The organism is Paeniglutamicibacter sp., assembly GCF_046714615.1.
Classification (GTDB): domain Bacteria; phylum Actinomycetota; class Actinomycetes; order Actinomycetales; family Micrococcaceae; genus Paeniglutamicibacter.
Genome location: NZ_JBKKAP010000009.1, coordinates 1 through 21,030, shown reverse-complemented (window position 1 = coordinate 21,030; position 21,030 = coordinate 1). Strand labels below are relative to the sequence as shown.

Below are 21,030 nucleotides of genomic sequence, written 5' to 3'. Positions count from 1 at the left end.
CACACGCCCGGTGGCACAGCGAAAGGCCAAAACCCCGAAAGTGCGCAATCCACAACGCCTGATGCCGCTGGTCCTTCTCTGTTCCATTCTATTGGCCGGCACGGGCTGCTCATCCGCGGCGCCGGCGACAGGCGATGCCGAGTCGCCGGACTCGTCCCTGGCACTGCTGACCGCCGCCCTGCCCGAGACGCTGAATCCGCTGGCCGGATTCGACAACAACGGCACGGGCAAGATCAACGAATCCCTGTTTACGCTCGAGGGTTCGCCGGACGCATTGCCGCGGATCGTGCCGTTGTTGGCCGCGGCCGAACCCACCGTCTCCAAGGACGCGCGCACGTGGAAGATCGAATTGCGCCAAGACGCCAGGTTCAGCGACGGAACCACCTTTGACGCGGCGGATGTCGTGGCCAGCTTCCAGGCCATCATGGACCCGGCGAGCGCCTCTCCCATCCTGGGCACGCTTTCCAACGTCGCGGAGGTAAAGGCACTGGATTCACACACCGTTCAGTTCACGCTGCGCGAATCCCAGGTTTCCTTCAAGACGGCCATGCTCATCGGCATTGCCCCGGCCGAAGCCATTGTGCCCGGTGAGCGCGTGGAGGACTCGTCACTGAACCGCTCCCCCGTCGGCACCGGCCCCTACCTGGTGGATTCGATCGGCCCCTCGCGACTGGTCCTTGCCGCCAACCCGGATTTCCGCGGCGGCGAGGTCGCGCCCAAGCGCGTCACCTACGAGGCGGCGCCCGATGACAACGCACGGGCCCAGCGCATGCGGGCCGGGGAATTCGACGGCACCGTCCTGCCCCCGCGCCTGGCGGCAGGCCTTTCCACCAACCCCGACTTCGAGCTGGTGAAGGCCACTTCCGCCGACTGGCGCGGCCTCTCCCTGCCGGCGGACAACCCGCTGACCGGTGACCCGAAGGTGCGCCTGGCACTGAATCTTGCGGTGGACCGGCAGTTGCTGATCGACGGCGTCCTGGCCGGATCCGGGCGCCCGGCGCACACCTTCGTGGCGGCCGAGTACGGCGGCGCGTTCAACCCGTCTGCCGTCTTCGCCCACGACGCCCGGCGTGCCGCGGCGCTCCTGGATGCGTCCGGGTGGGTTGCGGGGGACGATTCAATGCGGTCCAAGGACGGGATGCCTGCCGCATTCACGCTCATGTACAACCCCGGGGACCAGCTGCGACGGGACCTCTCCCTGGCATTCTCGGCCCAGATGAAGCAGCTCGGCATTGACGTGTCGGTCGAGGCCGCCACGTTCGACCAGGCCGAGCCGCGGGTGGGCACCGATGCAATCATGCTGGGCGGCGGCGACACCCCATACGACGTGGACACCCAGCTGTACAAGATGCTGCATTCCTCCTACCCGGCGACCGGCGCCTACTACGACAACCCGAGCAGGTTCGCCGATCCGGCCATGGACCAGGCCCTGGAAACCGGACGCACCACTTTGGACCCCGCGAAGCGGGCCGCCGCATACCGCGAGGTACAGCGCCTCTACGTCAGCGAACCTTCCATGGTCCTGCTGGCCTTCATCGACCACACCTACGTCCAGCGCACCTCCGTCACCGATCACTGGCAGGGCACCGGGACGCTGCTTGAACCCCACGACCACGGCACTGCGTGGGGCCCGTGGGTCAAGATCGGCCAATGGGTTCCGAAGCCATGAGTCCGCGCGGTTCGGCAGGGAACCTGGCACCGCGGCGTTCCCGTACCGGCGAGGCCTTGTCCCTGCTGGGGCGGCGCGCGTTCGTGGGGGTTCCTGCCACGGCGGGGATCACCGCCGCGGTCTTTTGGCTTGCGTCCCTCGCACCCTTCAACCCGTTGGCCATGTACATGGGCTCGCACTATGAACACGCCACCGGCGCCCAAAGGGAAACGTTGGCCCGGGAATTGGGTCTCAACGATGCCTGGTACGCGATCTGGGGTCGCTGGGTTGGCGGTGCGCTGCATGGGGACTGGGGAGTCTCGCGCCTCTATGGGCAACCGGTGGCCCAGGTGGTCTCCGAACGGCTTCCATACACCGCATTGCTGGCCGGGCTGGGCTTGCTCGTGGCCATTGGGCTGTCCGTGGCGTTGGCCGTGGGAGCCGCCCGGCACCCGGGCTCGCCCATTGACGCCATGGCGCTGGGTCTTGTCCACATTGCCCAGGCCGTCCCGCCCTTTGTCCTGGGGTTGGTGGCCATCGCCGTTTTCGCGATTGGCCTGGGCCTGCCTGCCGGCGGTGCTGCCGCGGGTGGCGCGGACCCCACACCGTCGGGCCTTGCCCTGCACCTGGTACTGCCGGTGGGCGTGCTGGCGGTGACCCTGCTGCCCTGGCTGGTGCTGAACCTGCGGGCCTCTGTGCTCGAGGCCCTTCAGTCCGATGCGGTGTTGGCAGCGCGCGGACGCGGACTGGGCGAATTCACCGTGCTGCGCACCCACGTGCTTCCGGTGGCCCTGCTGCCGTTCATGACCGTGGTGGGTTCCAGGTTGGGCGAGCTGGTCACCGGTGCCTTGCTCATCGAAGCCGTGTTTTCCTGGCCTGGATTGGCATCCGCAACGGTTGCCTCTGCAACTGCGGGCGATTTCCCGCTTCTGGCGGCCGTCACGGCCCTGACCTGCACGGCGGTCTTTGCCGGTTCCGCGCTGGCCGATGCCTGTTATCTTGTGCTTGATCCGCGGGTGAATGATGTTTAGGCCCCGCCCGCTTCCGGTGCTCCTGCTGGTCCTGGCCGTACTCTATGCCGTGTTGGTGCCCTGGCTGCAGCCACTGGATCCACGCGCGGTGGATCTGGGTGCGGTGCTGCGGGCCCCCTCGGCCGACCACTTCTTTGGAACCGACCAATTGGGCAGGGATGTGTGGATCCGTTCCGCCCAGGCGCTTCGGACATCCTTGCTTTTGGCGTTGGGCGCCTCGGTGTTTTCAACAGTGCTGGGTGTGGGCGTGGGGTTGTTGGCCGCCTGGCGCGGAGGGCTTGTCGACCGCATTGCCATGCGCCTGGTGGATGCCACCAACGCCTTGCCGCACCTGTTGCTGGCGGTCGTGGTCGTGGCGTTGTGGCGCGGCCATTGGTGGGCGATTGTGCTGTCCATTGCGTTGACACACTGGACGCAGGTGGCGCGGATCGTGCGCTCGCGGCTGGTCAGCGAACGCAGCACCGACTACGTCCGGCTGGCCAAGGCCTCGGGCGCGGGGACAGGGTTCATCTGGTTTACCCACCTGGTCCCGGCGGTTGCCCCGCAGGCTGCCATTGCCCTGGTGTTGGCGCTGCCGCATGCCATTTGGCACGAAAGCGCACTCTCCTTCCTGGGCGTGGGGTTGCCTCCGGAGGCCGCATCGCTCGGCCTGCTGCTGGAGGATGCCCGCGGCGGAATGTTAGTGGGAGCCTGGTGGCTGTTGGTGTTCCCCGCCGGGCTGCTGGTGCTGCTGAGTTGGTCCACCCTTTCCCTGGCGGACACTGCTGGAACCAGGCGGTTGCGCGACCGACCGGCCCGGTTCTTCAGGAAGGGCAGCGGCACCGCGCCGGCCACTCCTTCCACTTCCGTGGATCTTGCGGCCCCCGGCGACACCGCGGCAATCATGGCTGCGGACCTGAACCTCTGGCTCCCCTCAACCACCGATCCCGATGCATGTTCATCGGTGCTCAAGGGGATCGATTACCGGGCCGATCCCGGGTGCATCAATGTCATCCTTGGCACCTCCGGCGCGGGCAAGTCCCTGCTTTTGCGTACCCTGACCGGGCTATTGCCTGCCGGTGCCCGTTTCACGGGAAACATCAACGTCAACGGGCGGACGCTCGACCAAGAGGGGCTTGGAGCAGCGCGGGGCACCGAAACCGTCTTGGTTCCGGGCTCGGCCGGCACCGCGCTGAACCCCGTGCGGACGGTGGCCGCACAAATGCGGCAAACGCTCAGGGCTGCAGGACGGCCCGCATCCCCCACCGACGTCATCGAGGCGTTCGGGGCTGCGGCCATCGACGGGTCGTTGGCCGCGCGCTACCCCCACGAGCTGTCCGGCGGCCAGGCCCAGCGTGTAGTGCTCGGCCTGGGTATTGCCGCCGGGGCCCGGATCCTGCTGGTGGACGAGCCCACCAGCGCGCTTGATGCCCACACGGTGGACCTCATGGAGGAACTCTTGCGTGCCCAGGCCGCGGCGGGCACCACGGTCATCATGGTCACCCACGATATCCGCCTGGCCCGCCGCATCGCCGACCACATCGCGGTGGTGGAGGACGGACGGATCGTTGAATCGGGTCCGGCCGGGGACGTGCTCGCCAACCCGGTTCATCCGGCGACCGGTTCGCTGTTGGGAGCGCTGGCATGAGCCTGGAAATGATGGATGTCTCCTTCACCCACCCCGGCACCGCGCCGGACTCGGGGAACCTGCTGGACGGGGTGAGCCTCGGGGTTGGCGCGGGGGAACTCGTGGGGCTTGGCGCGCCCTCGGGGACCGGCAAATCAACATTGCTGCGGATTGCCGCATTGATGGCGCCCGCGGATTCGGGGACCGTGCTCATCAATGGGCAGGCATTTGCACCCGGCTCCCCGGTTCCGCACCAGCTGCGCCATTGTGTGGGCGTGGTGCTGCAGTCCCCGCGTGCGGCCGCCGATCCGCGCCTGCGGCTTGACTCCTTGATCTGTGCTCCGCTGGCCTTCCGCGATGGCGCGCTTCGCCCCCGCCCGCAGCGCTATTCGGAACGGGTGGCCGAGTTGGCCGAGCTGGTGCAATTGGATCCGGCGCTCCTGCACCACTACCCGCACCAGGTCTCGGACGGACAGCTCCAGCGGGCCATGCTGGCCCGCGCCCTTGCCCTTGACCCCGCGGTGCTCATCTGCGACGAACCCACGGCACAGTTGGACGCGCGAACCACCGCGTCCATCCTGCGGCTGTTGGCCGACCGCGCCGCCGACGGGGCCGCCGTCCTCATCGCCTCGCACGACCGCGCCGCACTGTCCAGGGTTGCCCACACGCTGGTGGATCTTGCACGGGTCAACCACGCCGGAAGTATCGTCGCTCGAGCCTAAGACCTGGGAGCCCCCGGCCGGGGGTCTGCTACCTGGACCGATAGACGAGCGGTCCACCGATGGGTCCAGGCCCGGAACCGCGGACAGGATCGCCAACCGCTTTCAAATGGAGCATCACATCGGCGCTCAACGTTTCGTAGAACGGAACCTCGATCCATCGCCGAACCGCGCCCAACGCACCAAGAACGACAAAACCAGTCAGCAGTTTGTCGGCCAACGAATGAACCACGTTTGATCCCAGGACGGCCAGGGACAAGGAATTACCCATCTCCGTGAGGTTCCGGGTTGTCGTCTCCGATGCGTGGCCGGTTCCACCATTGAACAGCAGAACCAGCAAGGCCGTTGCGACCAGCGAACAGCTAAGTGCAACGAGGACATTGAGCAACAAGTACCTGGGAAAGGTCTGGCACAGTCGAAGGCGCCGCGCTCCATATCCCCACACCAACGCACCGGCGATGTTGACCAGCGCAAAGGCAATTGACGAAGAGTCGGTGATGGCCAAGCCAATCGCGTTGGTGGACAGCCCCACGGCCACGCCCGCCCAGGGACCAAGCGCGATTGCGGCTATGGCTGTGCCCACCATGTCGAAATAAAGTGGCAGTCCCAACGTGGCCACCAAGGTGAAGCCGAGTACGTTCAAACAAATACATGCCAGAACAAGTATGAGTTTTCGGCGTCTTGCCGGAGCCGCCGCATCAACCACAATGGGCTGCGGGACGGCCGGTCCGGGCGAAGCTTCCAGTATCGGGGCAGGGGCCGCTTGCGGATTCCGCCTGGCCTGAAGGCAGCGCTCTTCCCACTGGGCAACCTCAACTTCGGACGCTCCGAGAACGCGGGCGATTTCGCCGACAAGTTGGGGGTTGACTCGCGCCCGCCCCGTTCGGAAGGCGTCATAGACAGTCGTGCGTGCGGGTCGGGCATTAGTGGCGTCCACACCTTCACGTTCCCTGTGGGTCGCAATTCGACGAACTATCTCGGCATAGGAAATATCGCCGCCGGCGAAGCGCAATTGCTGCAAGCCCTGGGCGATTTCGTCATACGAACACCCAGGTCGCTCCGCAGCACGAGGTTGGTCAATCATTCAGTCCTCTTCAACTACTGCCGCGCGCATGCCGCACAAGGCCCCACCTGAATCATAGGCACCCCGCGGGCCCACCAGGAAGGTCGTTACGGGCCGTTCGGAATATTCGGCTTTGTTCGGGGTTGTTCGAGAACTCGCCAACCTTGTCTTTTCGCTTGTCGCGTCAGCTATCTTGATTATTGGACGTCGCCCGAGCGCTACGTTTTGTTCACCCGGAGACCGGGAGCGAAGCGTCCCAATCTTCGACTCTTTTCATTGCACCCGTGGAACAGCGAGGGGTTACTGCCAGAAAGAACAACGAATTATGCGGGGCCCTGACCGGGAACCGCAATAGCCGTTCGGGTTCTTGCGGTCGGCCTTGGCCCGCCGTACCCGACCCGCATCATCACATCGCCGGCGTTTCAATACATTCCTCACTTGGAATCTGATACCCGGAAGAGCAGCACGATACACCCGGGAGCACCGGTCGACGGCGAGTGTATGAACACTGCCCGGATCGCAGCGGCCCGGGTGCAGACCCAAGACGGTTTCGCGACCGTCTCCTGTGTACTCGGCACGACCAAACTTGGGGGCGTGCCGAGCACAGAGGCCGGTCTGCTGTCGAATCTGCGCACGGACGGCGGGCACGAGTCGAAGACCCCATGCAGGACCGACCGCCAGGGGTTCGGGCTGCCGCCGATGGCGTGATGCCAGGCCTCCGGCAGGAACCCCGGTGGGGACAACGCCCTAATACTTCCGCAGGTTCAGCGGCTTTTGGCCCCGCAGGTGGTGGCGAAGATCGTCCACCAACGCCATCAGGACAGCATTGATGGCCTCGGTGGAGTTCGACAGCGCCCGCACCGCAACCCCCGGGCCCGGCACCTGGCTGATGCCCAGGTGCACCGGCGTGCGCTGGGCCTCCCCGATCCGGTACGCCAGCTCGCGGATTCGCTCGACGTCGCCGCTGGCGATGTTCGCATCGATGGCCAGCAGCATTCCCACATGCGTATAGTCCTGCAGGAAGAGCAGTGAATCCAGCGAGTCCGCCCCCGGTCTCACCAGCAGGTTGTCCAGCACCGCCAGGCGCCCGTCCACGCAAACCTCGGTGCGCAGCCGCACCTCGTCGTAGCGGAAGAGCTTCCCGTCCGGGCTCCACCCCGGGGTGAGTACCTCACAGAAGAGCAGGCTGGAATCCTTGTGCATGTCCACCGTGGTGAACTGCCGGTAACTGGCCCCGCGGTAGGCGATGAGCTGGTCGGGCACATATTCGAGCACGGCGCCCTTGCCCAGGCGCACCACCATGTCTTGGCGTGCGTGGGTGCCGGGGGTCTTGTACACCTTGGTGGCCGACTGCGTGGTCAGCAGCAGCGAGGTGTCCTCGTCCACCGAGACCTCGATGCCGTAGCTGTCCCCGCCCAGGTACCCACCGCCGGGGTTAACGATGGTGTAGCAGACCTGGGCGGTGTCATCGAGGTAGTGCGGGCGCAGGATCCGCAGGGCACCGGCGTGGTACTGCCGGGTGGCGATAGCCTTGCCGGCGCGCGTGCCGATGCGCAGGCGCAGTTCGCCCACGAGCCTGGTCCCGGCGAAGGGCGAGGGGCCCAGCTCTTGGATGGCTGGCTGCTCGGCCATGGTCGGTGCCATCCCCTCCCTAGCCCAAATCCAGCATCAGTACCTCGTGCTTGAGCCACTCGATGACGGTGTCCAGGCCCTCGTCGGTCTTGAGGTTGGTGAAGCAGAAGGGCTTCTCGCCTCGGAATTCCTTGGAGTCCCGCGCCATGACCGACAGGTCTGCGCCCACATACGGGGCCAGGTCGGTCTTGTTGATGATGAACAGGTCCGACTTGATCATGCCCTGGCCGGCCTTGCGCGGGATCTTCTCCCCCTGGGCCACGTCGATGATGTAGATGGAGAAGTCCACGAGCTCCGGGGAGAACGTGGCGGAGAGGTTGTCTCCCCCGGATTCGACGAAGATGACCTGCAGATCCGGGTGCTTCGCCTTCAGTTCCTCGATCGCCGCCGAGTTCATCGAGGTGTCCTCGCGGATGGCGGTGTGCGGGCAGCCTCCGGTCTCGATGCCAATGATCCGATCCAATGGCAGCACGGAGTTGGCGGCAAGGATCTTGGCGTCCTCAATGGTGTAGATGTCGTTGGTGATCGCGGCCATCGACACCTCGTCGTTCAGCCTGCGGGTGATCCGTTCGATCAGCTGGGTCTTGCCCGCTCCCACGGGTCCGCCGATGCCAATGCAAATCGGTTCCATCATGCACTCCTCTAGTCGTAGGTTTCTCGCGCCGCGTGTCCGTTGCCCCGTTAGGACATGAACATGCGGGCGCGCAGGTGTTCGTGGCGCATCTGCGCAATTTCCAGGCCCGGGGCCGCCGCCCCCAGGTCCTGAAGGTCCAGCTCGAAGATCGCCTCCACGGCGGCCAGCACCGGGGCGTGCATGGCCCGCAGCACCCGCTGCCCGGCGTTCTGCCCGATGGGGATCCCGCGGATCGCGTTCTGCGTCAGCGAGGTCACGGTGGAGAACAGGTAGGCTGCCACGGTGTCGGCGCACGGGGCCCCGGCTCCGCGCGCCCCCAGGGCAAAGGCAATACCAGGGTGCCCGAAACAGGTCCCGGAGGCCACCTGCTCCCGGTAGTCCTCGAGCTCGTCGGTGGGGAAAACGCTGGTGGCCACGTGCAGCATGCGCGCGCCCATCTTCACCCCGGCCTCGCGGATCTGCCGCGGCACCGCCGCGGCATGGAGAAGCGCATCGATCCGGGCCAGCTCCGCACCCCCGGCTGCCTCGTGGGCCAGGCGGACCGCCAACCCGTCGGTGTAGGCCAGCGACTGGGAAAGGAACTTCTCAAGCCATAACGTGAAGCTGGCCTCGTCGTGCACGGCCCGGGTGTCAAGGTAGCTTTCCAGCCCCAGCGAATGGCTGAAGGCGCCGGTGGGCAGCGCCGAGTCGGTCAGTTGCAGCAGCGTGAGCAGGTGGCCCGCCGCGGGCCTAGTGGGTGTGTTCGGCATGGCGGAACGGCACTGGCATCACGCGTTCCTGGCGCTGGTACGGCGTGTTGTGGTGCTTGAGGAAGTCCTCCACGGTGTGGTCGTATTGCACCACCATCACCGCCGCGCCGTAGCCGGAATCGGTGTCGAAGAACTGGGCCTGCAGGTGGCGGTTGCCCAGGGCGTGTGCCACCTGCCCCATCTCGAAGATGGACCCCGGGGCAATGACCAACACGTCGGTGGGAAGCACCGACACGGTGATGATTTCCTTCTCGTTGCGCAGCAGGATGTCGCCGTCCTGAAGGTCGGGTCCGGGTGCCAGGCGGATGCCCAGCTCCCGGCCGTGGTCGGTGGTGACGCGCTGGATGCGCTTGACCAGGGCGGCGGAGGGCAGCACGACTTTTTCCTCGTGCAGTTGCGCCAGCTCGGCCTCGGGAACATCGCGTTTGTTGCCCGAAAGCTGCTCGATGATCATGGAACTCCTTTGAAATGCTCGCCGTCGGTTTAAAAGAGAAAGTAGCGCTGGGCCATGGGCAGCACGCTCGAGGGCTCGCAGGTCGCCAGCACCCCGTCGACGGTGACCTGGTAGGTCTGCGGGTCGACCTGGATGTCGGGGGTTTCCCCGTTGAACTTCAGGTCGGCCTTTTTCAGCGAGCGGATCCCGGACACCGGCCGGATGACCTTGCGCAGCCGCAGGCGTTCGGGCACGCCCTCCTCGATCGCGGCCTGGGACAGGAAGGTGATGGAGGAGGAATGCACCGCGGTGCCCAGCGCTCCGAAGTTGGCGCGCAGCGTGCGCGGCTGCGGCGTGGGGATCGAGCCATTGGAGTCCCCCATCAGCGACTGGACGATCAACCCGCCCTTGATGACCATGTCAGGCTTGACGCCAAAGAACGCCGGGTCCCAGAGCACCAGGTCGGCGAACTTGCCTTCCTCGATGCTGCCGATGGTGTCGGCAATGCCGTGGGCGATGGCCGGGTTGATGGTGTACTTCGAGACGTAGCGCTTGATCCGGAAGTTGTCCCCCACCTCGAGGTCCTCCGGGAGCTTGCCGCGCTGGCGCTTCATGGCGTCGGCTACCTGCCAGGTGCGCAGCACGGTCTCCCCGACCCGGCCCATGGCCTGGGAGTCGGAGGAGGTCATGGAGAACACGCCCATGTCGTGCAGGACGTCCTCGGCCGCAATGGTCTCGGCGCGGATGCGCGAGTCGGCGAAGGCAACATCCTCGGGGATGTCCGCGTTGAGGTGGTGGGCCACCATGAGCATGTCCAGGTGCTCGTCCACGGTGTTGATCGTGTAAGGCAGGGTGGGGTTGGTGGAGGCCGGCAGCACGTTGGGCAGGCCCGCCATGCGGATGATGTCGGGGGCGTGGCCGCCACCTGCGCCTTCGGTGTGGAAGGTGTGGATGACGCGGCCGTCGATGGCCGCGATGGTGTCCTCCACGAAGCCGCACTCGTTCAGGGTGTCGGCGTGGATGGCGACCTGCACGTCGAATTCGTCGGCGATCTTCAGCGAGTTGTCGATCGAGGAGTGGGTTGCGCCCCAGTCCTCGTGGATCTTCAGTCCGATGGCGCCGGCACGGATCTGCTCGGCCAGTGGTCCGCGCGCGCTGGCGTGGCCCTTGCCCAGGAACCCGATGTTCATCGGCAGGTTTTCCACGGCCTGCAGCATCCGGGAAATGTGCCAGGGGCCGGGGGTCACGGTGGTGGCCTTGGAGGCGTCCGAGGGGCCGGCGCCGCCGCCGATCATGGTGGTGACGCCGGAGGCCAGCGCCACGGGGATCTGGTCGGGGCTCACGAAGTGCACGTGGGTGTCGATGGCGCCGGCGGTGAGGATCTTGTGTTCGCCCGCGATGATGTCGGTTGCCGCGCCGATGGTGATGTTCACCCCGTTGGTGATGTCCGGGTTGCCCGCCTTGCCGATCTTGAAAATGTGGCCGTCGCGCAATGCGACGTCGGCCTTGTAGATCCCGGTGTAGTCCAGCACCACCACGTTGGTGATGACGGTGTCGGGGATGTCCTGGTCGCGGGTCATTTGGCCGTTTTGGCCCATGCCGTCGCGGATGACCTTGCCGCCGCCGAAGACGACCTCGTCGCCGTAGTTGGTGTAATCCTTCTCGATCTCGGCCAGCAACTCGGTGTCTGCCAGGCGAATGGCGTCGCCCGTGGTGGGACCGTACATTTCCGCATAGTGCTTGCGGCTCATCTCGAAGCTCATTTGGTGCCCCCTGCTTCAGGATCCTCGTTCACGGTTTCTTCGCCCGTATCGTCGGTCGCGGCTTCGTCGCTGTCCTTGGTGGCGCGGCGAACCTCGTCCGGGTGCGGCGGCAGGGATTCGTCGACCGGGTCAACGCCGAAGTCGGTGTGGAAGCCCTTGGACTCGCGGCCCAGGTTGGGCAGGTCGATGTCGTAGTCGGCGACCAGTTCGGCTTCTGTGACCGGGTTGATGCCTGCGGAGCCGCCGATGGCCTCGGTTTCCTTGGCGGGGATGGTCTCGCCGACGGGCCCGTTGACGCGGTCCTGGAATCCATAGACGTGCCGGCGACCGGCGAATTCGACCAGGTGCACGGTGCGTGCGTCGCCCGGCTCGAAGCGCACGGCGGTGCCGGCGGGGATGTCCAGGCGGAAACCGCGGGCGGCCACCCGGTCCAGGTCCAGCTGAGGGTTGACCTCGGCAAAATGGTAGTGCGATCCGACCTGGATGGGGCGGTCGCCGTGGTTCACCAGATTCAGGATTCGGGTTTCGAGCTCCGAATTGCAGAGCACGGGTTCGTCACGCAGGATGTATTCTCCCGGTTTCATTTTCTTCTCTCCCTTGCCTAGCGAATCGGGTTGTGGACGGTGACAAGCTTGGTGCCGTCGGGAAATGTCGCTTCGACCTGCACATCCGAGATCATGTCAGCAACTCCCTCCATGACCTGCTCGCGGGTCAGGATGGTGGTTCCGTAACTCATTAGGTCCGCCACCGTGCGCCCGTCCCGTGCACCTTCAATGAGTTCATAGGCAAGGATGGCCACGGATTCGGGATGGTTGAGCAGCAGTCCGCGGGCCTGGCGTCTGCGCGCCAGGTCGGCGGCAACAACCACCATGAGTTTTTCGTGCTCACGCGGGGTCAAATGCATCTAGGGCTCCAGTTCTCAACAGCGGTAATAAAATACGCCACCCGTTATCTGCAACCGGCGGGAAGATGCGCCGGGAGGTCCGTGGATAGGGCAAGAATAGCAGAAGAAAACCGGCAACTACTTGCGACATTCGACTGCACCGCTGCACCTCGCTCCGCAGGTGGTTTCGCGGCCGCGCGGGGTGACCTCATGACCTTCCAAATCCACACCTGACTTCGGGGAAAACAAAACGCCCCGCGGATTTCACTGTAGGTGAAACCGGCGGGACGCCTTGGTTTTGCCTTGCGGCTTCGGGTCTTTCTAGAGGCCCAGCTCGTCCTTGCCGAAGGCGTAGAGGTACGGCACTCCGGCCTCGGCCTCTATGCGTTCCTTCGACCCGGTGTCGCGGTCAACGATCACTGCAACTGCTACGACATTGCCGCCGGCCTTGCGCACGCCCTCGACGGCGGTCAGTGCGGAGCCGCCGGTGGTGGAGGTATCTTCAAGAACCACGACGTTGCGGCCCTCGACCGAAGGGCCTTCGACCTGGCGGCCCATGCCGTAGGACTTCTGTGCCTTGCGCACCACGAAAGCGTCGATCGAGCGTCCGGCGTGGCCGGCCGCGTGCATGAGCGCGGTGCCCACCGGGTCAGCACCCATGGTCAATCCGCCGGCATTGGTGAATTCAATGCCTGCCTCGTCGAGCATTTCCAGCATGACCGAGCCGACCAGCGGTGCGGCCTCGTGGTGCAGGGTGATGCGGCGTAAGTCGATGTAGTAGTCTGCCTCCTTGCCGGAGGAAAGGATGACCTTGCCGTGGACCACGGCGAGTTCCTTGATGAGTTCGAGCAGGCGGGTGCGCGCGGCAGTGTTGGTCATGGGTTCAATTCTAGTTTGGCCAACGCCCTCCCTGCGATCACAGCGGCTTTGTGTCATCGGGAAGCCGGCATCGGCCACACGGCCGACCCGCACCCGGCCCTCTCCCGGCGCGCGGCCGACCCGGCTACAGACAGGCAGGTGGTCCCCGGGTTAGGGTGGGGTCATGACCGATTCTCGCCCTTTGGGTTACTGGCTTAAATTGGTTGACTCGCTCATTTCCGAGCAGTTCGCCAACTCCCTCGAAGAGCACGGCGTCACGCGCCGACAGTGGCAATTACTCAATGTCCTCTCGCGCGGCCCTGCCACCGGAGGCGAGCTCACGGCAGCCTTGGCTCCCTTCTTCGGGGAGGTCCAGGCCGAGGACGAGCCCACCAGCCCGTCCGAGCACCTATCCGAACTCGTTGAATCGGGCTGGGTTGCCGAGGAAGGCCACACCTTTACCCTCACCGAGCGGGGTGCGGTGTCGCTGGATCGCCTGACCGAGATCGTCGATGCGATGCGCGAGGAATCCAGCGCGGGGATCAGCTCCGAGGAGTATTCCACCACCGTCGATTCACTGCAGAAGATGGCCACCAACCTTGGCTGGGATCCCCACAAGCCGCCGGCCGACGCATAGGGCAATCCCCACGCGGTCCCGTCCCGGTGACAGGTTAGGCTTGGGGCATGCGCGAACTACAGGCTGCCATCATCAAGGAAATGGGTGTCAAGCCCCGGATCGACCCCGCCGCGGAGGTCCGTGCCCGCATTGACTTCCTCAAGGAGTACCTCACCGCCACGCACACCAACGGGTTTGTGCTTGGCATCTCCGGAGGGTTGGACTCCACGCTGGCCGGGCGCCTGGCCCAGCTTGCCGTCGAGGAGCTCCGCGCAGCAGGAACCGAAGCCAAATTCGTTGCCGTGCGTCTTCCGTACGGAACCCAGCTCGACGAGGACGATGCCCAGGCCGCCCTGGATTTCGTGGCCGCCGACGTGGAGCGGACCTTCAACGTGAAGGCGGGCGTCGATGGACTCGAAGCCGCATTCCACAAGGCCGTGGGCACACCAATCTCGGATTTCAACAAGGGCAATATCAAGGCGCGCATGCGCATGATCGCCCAGTACACGCTGGCCGGTGAGGAGAACCTTTTGGTCATCGGCACCGACCACGGCGCCGAATCGGTCACTGGCTTCTTCACCAAGTTCGGGGACGGCGGGGCGGATCTCCTTCCGCTCTTCGGACTGAACAAGCGCCAGAACCGCGAGCTGCTGCGGCATCTGGGTTCCCCGAGGCAATTGTGGGAAAAGGTCCCCACGGCCGACTTGCTCGACGGCCAGCCGCTGCGCACCGACGAGGACGAGCTGGGCATCACCTACGAGAACATCGACGCCTACCTGGAAGGCCACGAGATCCCGGAGGCAGCCGCAGCCCTGATCGAGGGCAAGTTCCTGCGTACGCGCCACAAGCGCACCACCCCTGTCACCATCTTTGACACGTGGTGGAAGGCCTGATCGATTCCGATACCGCTTAGGCTGGATCCCGTGGAAAGCACCCTGAACGAACCATCCCCGAATACCGACGCGCCAGAAACTCCTGTCGAGGAATTCCCGGAACCGACCGGCGAGCTGGTGCAGCCGATCATCTTGCTGGTGGACCGCGAGGAACCCTGCCCCGAGGACGAGGGCATTGCAGTGGCGGCGTTGGCCTCGGTCAGCGCGCTGCTGTCCAATCCGCGCCACCCGTACTGGCGGCCCTGGGCGCAGGGCGCGTTTGCCAAGAGTGTCCGCCGCGCCGACGCCAAGATGTTCGACAAGGTCGCCGCGGAATTCCCCGGCCACACACTTGCACAGATCGGGACCGCACGGGCCATGGGCTTTGCCCCGATGCAGGCGGACTCGCTGCCCAAGCGCCTTGCCAAACTCCAGGTCTCCGGAACGACCCTGCCGCCTGGCGAGCCCATGGATCCGACGACGGTTCGCATTGCGCTGAACGATTCATTGGGGATGAGCACCGGGAAGTCCGCCGCCCAGGCGGCGCATGCATTGTTTGCCTGGGTGCTGGAGGGAAAACCGGAAGAGCTTGATGCCTGGCGTGCGGCAGGCTGCCTGCTTTCCATTGAACGACTTGACGCCAAGATGTTCAGGAAGAACGCACGCACGGCCCACGGCCCGGTGATCCATGATGCCGGGCGCACCGAAATCACCCCGGGCTCCGCAACCGCATTCGTCAGTGTTGGTTGACGAACGCCGAGACGCCGGTGACGGCCCGGCCGACGATCAATGAATTGATTTCGTACGTGCCTTCGTAGGTGTAAAGGATTTCAACGTCCCCAAAAAGTTTGGCCATCTCGTAGTCGCTGGTGACGCCGTTGCCTCCCAAAATGGCACGTCCCTTGGCCGCGGACTCGCGTGCCAGGCGGGTGGTGGTCGACTTGGCCATGGCGGCCTGGACCATTTCAAGATCCCCTGTCCCCTGGATCCTGGCCAGGTCCGCCATGAGTGAAAGACTCGCCATGGCATTGCCCAGGATCTCGGCCAGCGGCAACTGCACCAACTGAAACCCGGCAATGGGCGCACCGAATTGCGTGCGTGCCAGGGCGTAGTCCCTTGCTATGTCGAAGATCCCCAGCTGCACGCCCGCCGCCTGCCACCCCACCCAGGCACGCGAGTGCTTGAGCAATTCATTGGCTGCAGCGAAGTTCTTGGCTCCGGGCAACCTGTTGGATTCGGGAACGCGGACCTCATCCATCCGGATGTCGGCATTTTGCATGACCCGCAAACCGATCTTGTTGGCGATCTTGGTTGTGCTGAATCCGGGGCGATCCGACTCGACGATGAATGCCTTGATCGCGTGGTCTTCGGTGTCGCGGGCCCACACCAGGGAGAAGTCGGCCATGGTGGCCGCACCGATCCAGCGCTTGGCCCCGTTGATGACCCATTCGTTGCCCTCCCGGGTGGCCGTGGTGGCAAGCCCTCCGGCAATATCGGAGCCGTGATCGGGCTCGGTCAGGGCAAAGGCGCCCAGCGCCGTGAATTGGGTCAGCGCGGGCAGCCACTTCTTCTGTTGTTCGGCCGATCCCAGTTCCTGGATCATGCCGACAATGAGCTCGTTGTGGATTCCAACGAGGGCCGAGAGTGAAACATCGGCGCGAGCTGCCTCGACGTAGACCAGACCCTTGAACAGTTCGCTGCTTCCATCCAGCTGGATTCCGCCGAGACCGTGCGCCGCCATCTCCGGCAAAAGGTGGTGCGGGAATTCCTCGCGGTTCCAGTATTCGAGAGATTCGGGGCGCACGCGGTCCTGCAGGAATGAGCGGATGTCCCGCAAGCGCCGGTGTTCGGACGGCTCTAGGAGCTGCCAAATGTGCATGAGGTCGACGTCCGGAAACGGCAGGCCCCGGAGGCCTCCCTTGGTGCCGGTTTCGGCGATTGTTGCCTGGTTCTCACTCAATGGCATGAGAGGGGTGACTCCTTGTCCGTTGAAATGTTTGGCTCGTTGATGGTGAGCCCTTCCAAACCCTTGGATATCCAAGTATATTTGCAAGTGATTCAAATCACTAGGGCTTCCTACTAATTGGGGTCCGGGCGAAAGGACGGCAATGACCGTTACCGAAGAATTCCGTGCAGCACGCGACCGGCTCCTTGAACTGCGCACCGACTACACCGGCGCCCGCAAGGAATTCCGGTGGCCCGAGTTCACGGAGTTTAACTTCGGTCTCGACTGGTTCGACCAGGTGGCCAAGGACCCGCTGCGTGCCGAGGCCAATGCCCTGATCATTGTCGAAAAGGACGGCTCGTCCACTCGCCGCACCTGGGCCGAACTCTCAGCCCGCTCCAACCAAGTCGCCAATTGGATGCGCGCGATCGGCATGAAGCGCGGCGAGAAAATGATCGTCATGCTCGGCAACCGGGTGGAACTCTGGGAAATCATGCTCGCCGGCATCAAGCTGGGCATGGTCGTGATCCCCACCACCACGCAGATGACCCACGTGGACCTGCAGGACCGGGTTGAACGGGGCGGGGCACGCTGGGCCCTGGCCGGGCGCGGCGACACCCAAAAGTTCGACCGGGTCGCGGGCGACTACACGGTGATCCACGTCGACGGCGACGCACCGGAGGCCGGCGTGGACTACACCGAGAGCATCGGTCACCCCATGGATTTTGTTCCCGAGGTTCCGACAAAGGCCGATGAGACCCTGCTGCTGTACTTCACCTCCGGCACCACGTCCAAGGCCAAGCTGGTGGAACATACGCATACCTCGTATCCGGTCGGGCACCTGAGCACGATGTTCTGGATCGGCCTGGAGCCCGGCGACGTGCATCTGAATGTCGCTTCCCCGGGTTGGGCCAAGCACGCCTGGAGCAACTTCTTCACCCCATGGATTGCCGAGGCAACCGTCTTCCTCTACAACTACGAACGCTTCGATGCCAAGGCGCTCATGGCCCAGATGGATGCCGAATCCGTCACCAGCTTCTGCGCCCCTCCCACGGTGTGGCGCCTGCTCATCCAGGCCGACCTGACGGCTTTGAAGAACCCTCCGGCCAAGCTGGTCTCGGCCGGCGAGCCGCTAAACGCCGAGGTCATCGACCAGGTCAGCCGCGCCTGGGGGCAAACGATCCGCGACGGCTTTGGGCAGACCGAAACCACGGTGCAGATCGCCAACCCGCCGGGGATGCCCATCAAGATCGGTGCCATGGGCCGCCCCATGCCCGGTTACGACGTGGTCCTCCTTGACCCCGCCACGGGGGAGGCCGGCCGCGAGGGGGAAATCTGCCTGCGACTGGATCCACGCCCGCTGGGGTTGATGAAGTCGTACTACGGCGATGCCGAAAAGACCACCGACGCCTTCCGTGACGGCGTTTACCACACCGGCGACATGGCCGAGATGGACGAGCAGGGAGTCATCACCTATGTGGGTCGCGGGGATGACGTGTTCAAGTCCAGCGACTACAAGCTCAGTCCCTTTGAGTTGGAGTCGGTGTTGATCCAGCACCCCGCCGTGGCCGAGGCCGCCGTGGTGCCCTCCCCCGATGCGCTCAGGCTGTCGGTCCCCAAGGCCTTTGTGGTCATAGCCGCGGGCCACGAGCCCTCTGCGGAGCTGGCCGAAAGCATCCTGGGCTACTGCCGGGAGCATCTGGCACCCTTCAAGCGGATCCGCCGTCTTGAATTCTCCGAGCTTCCCAAGACCATTTCCGGGAAGATCCGGCGGGTGGAACTGCGGAACAACGAAGTGGCACGCCACGAGGCAACTGCGGGGCTCCAGGTCCAAGGGGTCGAGTACAGCGACGACGATTTCCCGTCCTTGAAATCCTGAGCCCCGGAGGCTTGGATAAGCTAGGGCACGAGTTCTATCCGGAGGGAAAATTGAGCCAGCCATTACCCCGCGACCCGATCTTGGAAGCGCAACGCAATTGGGAACGCCACGGGTGGGAGGAAGTCGCCGAGCCCATGGCCGCGATCACCGCCCTGATGCGGACGCAACAGATCCTTTTGCAGCGCGCGGAAACGGTGCTCAAACCATTCGGACTCACCTTCGCCCGCTACGAGATGCTCGCGTTGCTCAGCTTTGCCCGCGACGGAGCGCTGGCCATGAATCGGGCCAGCGCGTTGCTGCAGGTCCATGCCACCTCGGTGACCAACGCCGTCGACCGGCTGGAGGGCGCCGGGCTGGTGGCCCGCACCAAGCATCCGACCGACAAGCGCACCACGCTCATTGCCCTGTCCCCGCAGGGCCGCGAACTGGCGGCAGCAGCCACCCTTGAGCTCAACGCCCAGGTCTTTGCCGACTCCGGCTTCTCGGACCGCGACGTCGCCACGCTGATCCGGATCTTCAGCAAGTTCCGCCGCGACGCCGGGGACTTCTCCGGGGACGAGTCGACTTCCTAGTAGGGAGCGGGACTCCGCCCCCCGCCCCTGGCCGGTTAGACCCCAACGAGTTCCGGAAGCCCAAGCACGCCGTCGCGCATCGCGGCGACCGAATCGGTGAGCGAGATGAACTCGGTGTCGTGCGTGACCATCACGGTGGCCACCGAGAACTCCTTGGTCACCTGGGCCAACAGCCGCACGATTGATTCGCTGCGCGCGTTGTCCAGCGCCGCGGTGGGTTCGTCGACCAGCAACACCTTCGGCTCCCCCATCAGGGCGCGGGCGATGTTCACGCGCTGGCGTTGGCCGCCGGAGAGCTGGTGCGGGCGCTTCTTGGCACTTTCGGACAAACCCACGATTTCCAGCAGTTCCAGGGCCCGCGTCTTGGCGGGCTTCAACGGCTTGCCACGCAGGTGGTCGGAGATCATGAGTTGCTCGACCGCTGTCAGCGAGGCCAGCAGGTTGGGCTGTTGGAAGATGATGCCGACCTTCTCCCGGCGCAGGGCGGTCATCTGGGCATCGTTCAGATCACTGGCGGTGGTTCCGTCGATGATGACCAGCCCGCTGGTGGGGCGGATCAAGGTTGCAGCGGCGGCCAGCAGGGAGGACTTGCCCGACCCCGAGGGGCCGATCAGCGAGAGCATCTGGCCGGCACCGACACCCAGGTTGACTGCGTCCAGGGCCTTGATGGTGCCCTGCCCGTCCGGGTATTCCAAGGTGAGGTCGATCAATTGCAGGGGCATGTTGGCGGTTGCGGCGGTCGTGCCGGCGGCAGGGGTGGTCATGGAAATCCTTTGCGGGGAGGGTGGGTGTAACGGCTGAGGGGAAGTGGGGCGGACGGCGCCTTGGCCCGGGGCTAGTTGCCGCCCAGGGCGATGAGAGGATCGACCTTGGTCACCCGGGAGACGGCGAGCGCCGCCCCGGCCAGGCCGAGCACGACCACCCCGAGGATGGGCAGCAGTGTGGTGGCGGGGCTGAGCAGGAAAGGTGCCGCATTGGCGGCGAGGGAGCCGCCGAGGATGCCGATGCCGCCGCCGATCCCGGCACCGAGCAACAGCACGATGCTGGCCTGGGTGATGGCGTCCCCCAGCACGTAGCCGCCGGATCCGCCCAGGGCCTTGAGCACGGCGATGTCGCGGGTGCGTTGCACGGTCCAGACCGTGAGGAAGGCCAGGATCACCAGGGCCGAGATCCCGTAGAGGAAGCCCTGCATCATCAGCAGCGAGCCGTTTTCGCTCTTGTAGGACCCCAGTGCGGCGTACGAGCCGGTGCGGGTGGTGCTGACGGTCGCGGCGGCGGTATTCGCCGCGTCGGTGTCAACGGCGACCCCATCCTGGTTGGTGATGGCGATGACGGTTCCGGCTTGGGTGACGTCACCCAGGTGGGCGAGCCGGGTCCAGGAGTCCAGGTCCGTGTAGGCGACCGAGGTGTGCGAATACCAGTTGTCTGGGGCAATCGCGCCGACACTCAGGTCGACCCCGGCCATGGAGACGGTGTCCCCGGTCTTCAGCGACAGGTCCTCGGCCACGGATTCACCGATGACGACCTCTCCCTCGGCAACCGGGAACGGTGCCAGGGAGCTGCCCGCCGGGATGCCGAAGACCGCGACGTTGGTGGTTCCGGTGCTGGTTTCCGACCCCGCGGCCGAGCCCTGCAAGCGGGTCTGGGTGATGCCGACGGCCTCGGCCGACGCTACGCCCGGGCGATTGCGCCAAGCGGCAACCTGGTCAGCGGCGACCTGGCTTTCGGTGAACGAGGCCTTGGGGTCGTTGCCGCTGGCGGCACCGAAGGCAATCGTGTCAACGGGTTTGGCCTCGGAGCCGAGGTTCTTCAAGGCGGAGGTTGACTGGTCACCCAGGCCCGCGGTCAGCCCGGAGAGCATGACCAGCAGCAGCGTGATGAGCGCAACCACCGAGCCCATGAGAATAAAGCGGCCCCTGGCGAAGCGGATGTCTCGGATTGCAAGGAACACGATCGGGGTTCTCTTTCAGTGGATGGTGGGAGGCGATTGCCACCGGCAATTTCCCCCTTCTTATCTCCCATCCTCCAGTTCCCCGCCTCGGTGCACATCGATCATATGGTCGATTGGCCGCTACGCCTGATCCCGTCGATTCCACCAAAAGCCTGTCTCATAAACACATCTCCCAG

The 21,030-nt window shown here is 65.1% G+C and carries 20 protein-coding genes and 1 pseudogene; 9 read left to right on the top strand and 12 right to left on the bottom strand.

Features of this window, described 5'->3' with window-relative positions; translation table 11 throughout:
* Window positions 1–40 precede the first annotated feature (40 nt).
* Genes ACLQ7E_RS00990 through ACLQ7E_RS00975 form a run of 4 tightly spaced genes read left to right on the top strand, consistent with a single transcriptional unit; the run spans window position 41 to window position 5,007 of the window.
* Window positions 41–1,669, top strand: coding sequence for an ABC transporter substrate-binding protein (locus tag ACLQ7E_RS00990; protein WP_411730658.1), 1,629 nt, complete (start codon window positions 41–43; stop codon window positions 1,667–1,669).
* On the top strand, window positions 1,666–2,679 hold the full coding sequence (locus ACLQ7E_RS00985) for an ABC transporter permease (protein WP_411730657.1): 1,014 nt from the start codon (window positions 1,666–1,668) through the stop codon (window positions 2,677–2,679). The genes ACLQ7E_RS00990 and ACLQ7E_RS00985 overlap by 4 nt, the downstream gene beginning before the upstream one ends.
* The gene (locus ACLQ7E_RS00980) at window positions 2,669–4,306 is read left to right on the top strand and encodes an ABC transporter permease subunit (protein ID WP_411730656.1); all 1,638 of its coding nucleotides are present in this window, start codon (window positions 2,669–2,671) and stop codon (window positions 4,304–4,306) included. The genes ACLQ7E_RS00985 and ACLQ7E_RS00980 overlap by 11 nt, the downstream gene beginning before the upstream one ends.
* On the top strand, window positions 4,303–5,007 hold the full coding sequence (locus ACLQ7E_RS00975) for an ABC transporter ATP-binding protein (RefSeq protein ID WP_411730655.1): 705 nt from the start codon (window positions 4,303–4,305) through the stop codon (window positions 5,005–5,007). Before ACLQ7E_RS00980 ends, ACLQ7E_RS00975 begins: the two co-directional genes overlap by 4 nt.
* 28 nt (window positions 5,008–5,035) lie before the next feature.
* Here the strand turns inward: ACLQ7E_RS00975 and ACLQ7E_RS00970 are convergent, their stop codons facing one another.
* The 9 genes and pseudogenes from ACLQ7E_RS00970 to pyrE form a co-directional block, all read right to left on the bottom strand.
* A complete protein-coding gene (locus tag ACLQ7E_RS00970) occupies window positions 5,036–6,088 on the bottom strand; it encodes an ECF transporter S component (RefSeq protein WP_411730654.1) in 1,053 nt (350 codons plus the stop codon).
* Window positions 6,089–6,814: 726 nt separating this feature from the next.
* Window positions 6,815–7,699, bottom strand: coding sequence for an urease accessory protein UreD (locus ACLQ7E_RS00965; RefSeq protein ID WP_411730653.1), 885 nt, complete (start codon window positions 7,697–7,699; stop codon window positions 6,815–6,817).
* 19 nt (window positions 7,700–7,718) lie between these two features.
* Complete coding sequence (ureG, locus tag ACLQ7E_RS00960; RefSeq protein WP_411730651.1) at window positions 7,719–8,333, bottom strand: urease accessory protein UreG; 615 nt, start codon at window positions 8,331–8,333, stop codon at window positions 7,719–7,721.
* Window positions 8,334–8,380: 47 nt separating this feature from the next.
* Window positions 8,381–9,082: an urease accessory protein UreF gene (locus tag ACLQ7E_RS00955; RefSeq protein ID WP_411730650.1), complete on the bottom strand. Its 702-nt coding sequence runs from the start codon at window positions 9,080–9,082 to the stop codon at window positions 8,381–8,383.
* On the bottom strand, window positions 9,063–9,536 hold the full coding sequence (gene ureE, locus ACLQ7E_RS00950; protein WP_411730649.1) for an urease accessory protein UreE: 474 nt from the start codon (window positions 9,534–9,536) through the stop codon (window positions 9,063–9,065). Before ureE ends, ACLQ7E_RS00955 begins: the two co-directional genes overlap by 20 nt.
* A gap of 29 nt (window positions 9,537–9,565) precedes the next feature.
* On the bottom strand, window positions 9,566–11,278 hold the full coding sequence (ureC, locus tag ACLQ7E_RS00945) for an urease subunit alpha (RefSeq protein WP_411730648.1): 1,713 nt from the start codon (window positions 11,276–11,278) through the stop codon (window positions 9,566–9,568).
* A 242-nt stretch (window positions 11,279–11,520) separates the two neighbouring features.
* Window positions 11,521–11,862, bottom strand: a pseudogene (locus tag ACLQ7E_RS00940) (urease subunit beta); the annotation flags it as partial.
* A 17-nt stretch (window positions 11,863–11,879) separates the two neighbouring features.
* Window positions 11,880–12,182: an urease subunit gamma gene (locus ACLQ7E_RS00935; protein WP_411730647.1), complete on the bottom strand. Its 303-nt coding sequence runs from the start codon at window positions 12,180–12,182 to the stop codon at window positions 11,880–11,882.
* A 300-nt stretch (window positions 12,183–12,482) separates the two neighbouring features.
* Window positions 12,483–13,040, bottom strand: a complete 558-nt coding sequence (gene pyrE, locus ACLQ7E_RS00930; protein ID WP_264270545.1) for an orotate phosphoribosyltransferase — start codon at window positions 13,038–13,040, stop codon at window positions 12,483–12,485.
* A gap of 163 nt (window positions 13,041–13,203) precedes the next feature.
* On the opposite strand from pyrE, the gene ACLQ7E_RS00925 reads away from it, so the two are divergent.
* From ACLQ7E_RS00925 to ACLQ7E_RS00915, 3 genes are read left to right on the top strand one after another with little or no spacing between them, the layout of a single operon-like run.
* On the top strand, window positions 13,204–13,656 hold the full coding sequence (locus tag ACLQ7E_RS00925; RefSeq protein ID WP_411730646.1) for a MarR family winged helix-turn-helix transcriptional regulator: 453 nt from the start codon (window positions 13,204–13,206) through the stop codon (window positions 13,654–13,656).
* A 47-nt stretch (window positions 13,657–13,703) separates the two neighbouring features.
* Entirely contained in the window at window positions 13,704–14,528 is an 825-nt protein-coding gene (gene nadE, locus ACLQ7E_RS00920; protein ID WP_411730645.1) for an ammonia-dependent NAD(+) synthetase, read from the top strand.
* A gap of 30 nt (window positions 14,529–14,558) precedes the next feature.
* Entirely contained in the window at window positions 14,559–15,257 is a 699-nt protein-coding gene (locus ACLQ7E_RS00915; RefSeq protein WP_411730644.1) for a peptidyl-tRNA hydrolase, read from the top strand.
* Here the strand turns inward: ACLQ7E_RS00915 and ACLQ7E_RS00910 are convergent.
* On the bottom strand, window positions 15,244–16,386 hold the full coding sequence (locus ACLQ7E_RS00910; RefSeq protein ID WP_411730684.1) for an acyl-CoA dehydrogenase family protein: 1,143 nt from the start codon (window positions 16,384–16,386) through the stop codon (window positions 15,244–15,246). The two genes, ACLQ7E_RS00915 and ACLQ7E_RS00910, sit on opposite strands and share 14 nt — an antisense overlap.
* 229 nt (window positions 16,387–16,615) lie before the next feature.
* Here ACLQ7E_RS00910 and ACLQ7E_RS00905 point away from each other — a divergent pair, with 229 nt between their 5' ends.
* Window positions 16,616–18,331, top strand: coding sequence for an AMP-binding protein (locus ACLQ7E_RS00905; RefSeq protein WP_411730643.1), 1,716 nt, complete (start codon window positions 16,616–16,618; stop codon window positions 18,329–18,331).
* Between the two features lie 50 nt (window positions 18,332–18,381).
* The gene (locus ACLQ7E_RS00900; protein WP_411730642.1) at window positions 18,382–18,903 is read left to right on the top strand and encodes a MarR family winged helix-turn-helix transcriptional regulator; all 522 of its coding nucleotides are present in this window, start codon (window positions 18,382–18,384) and stop codon (window positions 18,901–18,903) included.
* Between the two features lie 35 nt (window positions 18,904–18,938).
* Here the strand turns inward: ACLQ7E_RS00900 and ACLQ7E_RS00895 are convergent, their stop codons facing one another.
* Window positions 18,939–19,667 (bottom strand): ABC transporter ATP-binding protein, encoded by a 729-nt coding sequence (locus tag ACLQ7E_RS00895; protein WP_411730641.1) that lies wholly within the window; start codon window positions 19,665–19,667, stop codon window positions 18,939–18,941.
* Window positions 19,668–19,738: 71 nt separating this feature from the next.
* A complete protein-coding gene (locus ACLQ7E_RS00890) occupies window positions 19,739–20,854 on the bottom strand; it encodes an ABC transporter permease (protein ID WP_411730640.1) in 1,116 nt (371 codons plus the stop codon).
* Window positions 20,855–21,030: the final 176 nt, after the last annotated feature.

What these genes read in the sequence shown, in the direction of transcription:
- ACLQ7E_RS00985 (WP_411730657.1), top strand. Translation starts at nt 1,666, where the DNA reads ATGAGTCCGCGCGGTTCGGCAGGGAACCTGGCACCGCGGCGTTCCCGT.
- ACLQ7E_RS00980 (WP_411730656.1), top strand. Translation starts at nt 2,669, where the DNA reads ATGATGTTTAGGCCCCGCCCGCTTCCGGTGCTCCTGCTGGTCCTGGCC.
- ACLQ7E_RS00975 (WP_411730655.1), top strand. Translation starts at nt 4,303, where the DNA reads ATGAGCCTGGAAATGATGGATGTCTCCTTCACCCACCCCGGCACCGCG.
- ACLQ7E_RS00970 (WP_411730654.1), bottom strand. Translation starts at nt 6,088, where the DNA reads ATGATTGACCAACCTCGTGCTGCGGAGCGACCTGGGTGTTCGTATGAC.
- ACLQ7E_RS00965 (WP_411730653.1), bottom strand. Translation starts at nt 7,699, where the DNA reads ATGGCCGAGCAGCCAGCCATCCAAGAGCTGGGCCCCTCGCCCTTCGCC.
- ureG (WP_411730651.1), bottom strand. Translation starts at nt 8,333, where the DNA reads ATGATGGAACCGATTTGCATTGGCATCGGCGGACCCGTGGGAGCGGGC.
- ACLQ7E_RS00955 (WP_411730650.1), bottom strand. Translation starts at nt 9,082, where the DNA reads ATGCCGAACACACCCACTAGGCCCGCGGCGGGCCACCTGCTCACGCTG.
- ureE (WP_411730649.1), bottom strand. Translation starts at nt 9,536, where the DNA reads ATGATCATCGAGCAGCTTTCGGGCAACAAACGCGATGTTCCCGAGGCC.
- ureC (WP_411730648.1), bottom strand. Translation starts at nt 11,278, where the DNA reads ATGAGCTTCGAGATGAGCCGCAAGCACTATGCGGAAATGTACGGTCCC.
- ACLQ7E_RS00935 (WP_411730647.1), bottom strand. Translation starts at nt 12,182, where the DNA reads ATGCATTTGACCCCGCGTGAGCACGAAAAACTCATGGTGGTTGTTGCC.
- pyrE (WP_264270545.1), bottom strand. Translation starts at nt 13,040, where the DNA reads ATGACCAACACTGCCGCGCGCACCCGCCTGCTCGAACTCATCAAGGAA.
- ACLQ7E_RS00925 (WP_411730646.1), top strand. Translation starts at nt 13,204, where the DNA reads ATGACCGATTCTCGCCCTTTGGGTTACTGGCTTAAATTGGTTGACTCG.
- nadE (WP_411730645.1), top strand. Translation starts at nt 13,704, where the DNA reads ATGCGCGAACTACAGGCTGCCATCATCAAGGAAATGGGTGTCAAGCCC.
- ACLQ7E_RS00910 (WP_411730684.1), bottom strand. Translation starts at nt 16,386, where the DNA reads ATGCACATTTGGCAGCTCCTAGAGCCGTCCGAACACCGGCGCTTGCGG.
- ACLQ7E_RS00905 (WP_411730643.1), top strand. Translation starts at nt 16,616, where the DNA reads ATGACCGTTACCGAAGAATTCCGTGCAGCACGCGACCGGCTCCTTGAA.
- ACLQ7E_RS00895 (WP_411730641.1), bottom strand. Translation starts at nt 19,667, where the DNA reads ATGACCACCCCTGCCGCCGGCACGACCGCCGCAACCGCCAACATGCCC.